General features: G+C 70.6%; 3 protein-coding genes and 1 pseudogene. All 4 read right to left on the reverse strand.

Annotation, left to right across the window (positions count from 1 at the left end):
• Nucleotides 1-307 precede the first annotated feature (307 nt).
• Nucleotides 308-2,227, reverse strand: coding sequence for an ABC transporter ATP-binding protein (locus QH283_RS11210; RefSeq protein ID WP_280502949.1), 1,920 nt, complete (start codon nt 2,225-2,227; stop codon nt 308-310).
• The gene (locus QH283_RS11215) at nt 2,224-3,960 is read right to left on the reverse strand and encodes an ABC transporter ATP-binding protein (protein WP_280502950.1); all 1,737 of its coding nucleotides are present in this window, start codon (nt 3,958-3,960) and stop codon (nt 2,224-2,226) included. Before QH283_RS11215 ends, QH283_RS11210 begins: the two co-directional genes overlap by 4 nt.
• Before the next feature lie 64 nt (nt 3,961-4,024).
• Complete coding sequence (locus tag QH283_RS11220; RefSeq protein ID WP_280502951.1) at nt 4,025-4,522, reverse strand: RrF2 family transcriptional regulator; 498 nt, start codon at nt 4,520-4,522, stop codon at nt 4,025-4,027.
• A gap of 81 nt (nt 4,523-4,603) precedes the next feature.
• Nucleotides 4,604-5,041, reverse strand: a pseudogene (locus tag QH283_RS11225) (hypothetical protein); the annotation flags it as partial.

The raw sequence follows: 5,041 nt of genomic DNA on the forward strand, positions 1-5,041 counted from the left end.
GTTTTGACGGTGAAGTTGAACGACTCTTGTGGTCGGGCGGCTTCCACGCCGACCATCCTCTACCCCGCCGTGGGCCGCCGCCCGCCCGGGCAGGTCGGACGTCCCCGTCGACGCCCCGGCAGGCTGGGGCGACCCGTCCCCGGCAGGCTGTGGCGATCCCGCCGGGCGGGCGATGGCGATCCCGCCGGGCGGGCGATGGCGGTCCCGCCCTGGTGGGCGATGGCGGTCCGCCCTGGCGGGCGATGGCGAGATCGGCCCCGGTGGGCATGACGATCTCAGCCCGGCACCCGGCGGGGTCGCCCCGGGCTCAGGCCTCCGCGGCCGCCGCGGCGAACTGGGCGTTGTAGAGGCGGTAGTAGGCCCCGCGCTCCTCCAGCAGGCGCTGGTGGTCGCCGTGCTCGACGATCCGGCCCGCTTCCATGACGACGATCAGGTCGGCGTCGCGGATGGTCGACAGCCGGTGCGCGATCACGAAACTGGTGCGGTCGCGGCGCAGCGCGGCGGTGGCCTGCTGGACCAGCAGTTCGGTGCGGGTGTCCACCGAGCTGGTCGCCTCGTCCAGGATCAGGATCGACGGCTTGGCCAGGAAGGCGCGGGCGATGGTGATCAGCTGCTTCTCGCCCGCGCTGACGCCGCCGCCCTCCTCGTCGATCATGGTGTCGTAGCCGTCGGGCAGGGCGTGCACGAAGCGGTCCACGTAGGCGGCGCGGGCGGCCTCGAGGATCTCCTCCTCGGTGGCCTCCGGGTTGCCGTAGGCGATGTTCTCCCTGATGGTGCCGCGGAACAGCCAGGTGTCCTGCAACACCATGCCGATGCGCGAGCGCAGGCTCTCGCGGGTCATCTCGGTGATGTCGACGCCGTCGATGGTGATGGCGCCCGCGTCCAGCTCGTAGAAGCGCATGAGCAGGTTGACCAGCGTGGTCTTGCCCGCGCCGGTGGGGCCGACGATGGCCACCACGTGACCGGGCTCGGCGACCAGCGACAGCCGCTCGATCACCGGCTTGCCCGGCTCGTAGCCGAAGGACACCGCCTCGAACTCCACCCGGCCCCGGTCCAGCGGCCGCACCGGCGCCGTCTCCGGGTCGGGCGTCTGCTCCTCGGCGTCGAGGATCTCGAAGATGCGCTCGGCGGAGGCGACGCCGGATTGCAGCAGGTTGATCATCGAGCCGATCTGGGTGAGCGGCTGACTGAACTGGCGCGAGTACTGGATGAAGGCCTGCACCTCGCCGAGGGACAACTGGCCCGTGGCCACTCGCAGGCCGCCGACCAGGGCCACCAGCACGAAGTTCACGTTCCCGAGGAACATGATCGAAGGCATGATCAGCCCGGAGATGAACTGGGCGCGGAAGCTGGACTCGTAGAGTTTGTGATTGCGCTTGTCGAACTCGATGCCGACCTCGCGGTTGCGGCCGAAGGCGGTGATCACCTCGTGGCCGGTGTAGGCCTCCTCGACCTGGGCGTTGACCAGGCCGGTGTACTTCCACTGATCGACGAAGTGCGGCTTGGAACGCTTGGCGATCATGGCCGTCACGATCACCGCGCCGGGCACGGTTAGCAACGCGATCAGCGCGAGCAGCGGCGAGATCCAGAACATCATGATCAGAATGCCGACCACGGTGAACACCGAGGTCAGCAGCTGGCTCATGGTCTGCTGCAAGCTCTGCGAGACGTTGTCGACGTCGTTGGTGACCCGGCTGAGCACGTCGCCGCGCGGCTGGGAGTCGAAGTAGCGCAGCGGCAACCGGTGGATCTTGTCCTCGATGTCGGCTCGCAGCCGCTTGACGGTGCGGTTGATCACCACGTTGAGCAGGCGGGCCTGTCCCCAGCTGAACAGCGCGGCGAGCACGTACAGCGTGAGCACGATCAGCAGGATGCGCCCGACCGCCTCGAAGTCGACGCCGACGCCGGGCACCACGTCCATCGCCGCCAGCATGTCGGCGAGGGTGTCGTCGCCCGCGGCGCGCAGCCGCTGGACCGCCTCGTCCTTGGTCAGCCCGCTCATCTCGGACAGGTTGTTGCCGACCACGCCGTCGAAGACCACGTTGGTGGCCTTGCCGAGCAGGTACGGGCCGAGGGTGTTGAGCACCACCGAGGCCACCACCATGCCGGTGATGCACCAGACGTAGAAGCGTTCCGGCGCCAGCCTGGCAAGCAGACGCTTCAGGGAGGGCTTGAACGACTTGGGCTTGGTGCCGGGGGCGCCCGGCTGCGGTCCACCCGGTCTCATCGGGCCTCCTCCTGCGCGCCGAGCTGCGACGCCACGATCTCCTGGTACTCCGGGCAGTCGCGCAGCAGCTGCTCGTGGGTGCCGATGCCGGCCATGCGCCCGTCCTCGAGCACCACGATCTGGTCGGCCTCGCGGATGGTGGACACCCGCTGGGCGACGATGATCACCGAGGCGTCCCTGGTCACCGGCCGCAGGGCCGCGCGCAGCCTGGCGTCGGTGGCCACGTCGAGCGCGGAGAACGAGTCGTCGAAGACATAGACGCGCGGCCTGCGCACCAGGGCCCTGGCGATCGCGAGGCGCTGACGCTGACCGCCGGAGACGGTGGTGCCGCCCTGGGCGACGGGGGTGTCCAGCCCGTCCGGCATGGCCCGCACGAAGTCGGCGGCCTGGGCGATCTCCAGGGCCTGCCACAACTGCTCGTCGGTGGCGTCGGGATCGCCGTAGCGCAGGTTGCTCGCGATCGTGCCGGAGAACAGGTACGCCTTCTGCGGGACGAGGCCGATCTGCCCGCGCATGATCTCCAGATCCAGCTCCCGCACGTCGGTGCCGCCGAGGCGGACCGCGCCCGCGGTGACGTCGATCAGCCGGGGCACCAGCGCGACCAGGGTGGTCTTGCCCGCGCCGGTGGAACCGACGATCGCGGTGGTGGTGCCCGGCTCGACGCGGAAGCTGATGCCGCTGAGCACCGGTTTCTCCGCGCCCGGGTAGGCGAACTCGGCGGCGTCGAACTCCACCACGCCTGGATCGCCCGCGAACGGCAGCGGGGCCAGCGGCTCACGCACCGAGGACTCGGTGTCGAGCACCGCTCCGATGCGGTCGGCCGAGACCGCCGCGCGCGGGGCCATGACCGCCATGAAGGAGGCCATCATGACCGCCATCAGGATCTGCAGGATGTAGGCCAGCATCGCGCTGAGCGCGCCGATCTGGAGCTCGCCCCGGTCGATCAGATGCCCGCCGAACCAGATCACCGCGACGGTGGTCAGGTTGCTGATCAGCAGCACCACCGGGAACATCAGCGCCATCAGCCTGCCGACCCGCAGCGATGCCTCGGTCAGGTCGTTGTTGGCCAGGCTGAACCGCCAGACCTCCTGGCGCTCGCGGACGAACGCGCGCACCACCCTGATGCCGGTGATCTGCTCGCGCAGCACCCGGTTGACCGCGTCGATGCGCTCCTGCACCTGCCGGAAGCCGGGCACCAGCCTCACCACGACGAAGCCCATGGCCAGCGCCAGCGCGGGCACCGCGATCAGCAGCAGCCAGGACAGTTGCAGGTCTTCGCGCAGGGCCATGACGATGCCGCCGACGCACATGATCGGGGCCATCACCAGCACGGTCACCGACATCACCACCAGCAACTGCACCTGCTGCACGTCGTTGGTGTTGCGGGTGATCAGCGAGGGCGCGCCGAACATGCCCACCTCGCGGGCGGAGAAGGTGCCGACGCGGTGCACCAGCGCGGCCCGCAGATCACGGCCCGCGCGCATGGCAGCCTGGGCGCCGAGATAGACCGACGACGCCGACGCCACGATCTGCACCACCGTGACCGCGAGCATCCACAGGCCGGTGTTCCAGATGTAGCCGATGTCGCCCTTGGTCACGCCGTTGTCGATGAGATCGGCGTTCAGGCTCGGCAGGTACAGCATGGCGATGACCGAGACCAGCTGGAGCGCGACGACCCCCGCCAGCTGGGCGCGATACGGGGACAGAAACGTCCTGAGCAGTCTGATCAACATGATGGGGCAGGCTACCGGCAAAACCAGCGCCGAGCCCCCGGGTTTCGCCCACAGCTTCTCTCGCTCACCGCCGCGACCAGGCCCCCGGATCGGCGGTGAGCTCGCCGACGAACTCGGGCAGGCCGTCGCGGGCGATCTGGGCGATGGAGACGTTCTCCAGCACCGCGCGGATATTCGTCCGCAGCGCGATCCACACGCGTTGCAGCGGCTCGGCCGAGCCCGCGTAGCGCACGTCCTCCGGCCGCTGCCCGCGGACCGAGGCCAGCGGGCCCTCGATCGCGCGGATCACGTCGGCCACGGAGATCTCGGCGGCGGGCCTGGCCAGCCGATAGCCGCCGTCGGGGCCGCGCCGGGAGGTGACGAGGCCGCCGCGGCGCAGCTCGGCCAGCACCGTCTCCAGCACCTTGGGCGGGATGCCCTGCGCCGAGGCGATGGTCTCGGCCTTCACCTGCGCCGACTCACCCGGCGCGGCGGCGGGCCCGGCGGGGGCGGGTGGCGGCGCGGCGTGGGCGATCTCGACCAGGGTGCGCACCGCGTAGTCGACCTTCGCGGTGATGTGCACGTGCGACTCCCTGGCTGTTCGACCGAATCCCTACCGACCCGAGCGGCCCGAGAGGACACGCGTGCGGGCGGCAGGTCGAATCTACGCGGTCGCGTGGATGTTCAGCACGCAGGTCGCCGCGTCGAGCAGCGTGCTCTCCAGCACCTCGTCGGAGACGCCGGGCACGTATTCGTCGGTGGTCAGGGCCGAGGTGATCACCGACAGCGCGGCGGCCGCGCGTACCCGCGCCTCGTGGCTCGCGTCCGGTCCGGCGAGCCAATCGGCGAGCACCTTGCCTGACTCGAGCACATCGGGGTACCGCTCCGACAGCGCGTTGTAGATCGCGACGGTGTCGCGCACGCACATCGAACCGGCGTCGCGATGGCGGATCATGCCGCGCAGATAGTCGCGTAACACCCGCCGCACGGTGTCCGCGTCGGGGGGGGGGGGGGGGGGGGGGGGGCCCCCCCCCCGCCGGGGGGAGGCGCACCCCGCGCGGGGGGGCCGCCGCCCCAGGGCGGGGGGGGGGGGGGGTGTGTT

Origin of the sequence: Nocardia farcinica (assembly GCF_029867845.1) — a bacterium.
GTDB lineage: Bacteria > Actinomycetota > Actinomycetes > Mycobacteriales > Mycobacteriaceae > Nocardia > Nocardia farcinica_A.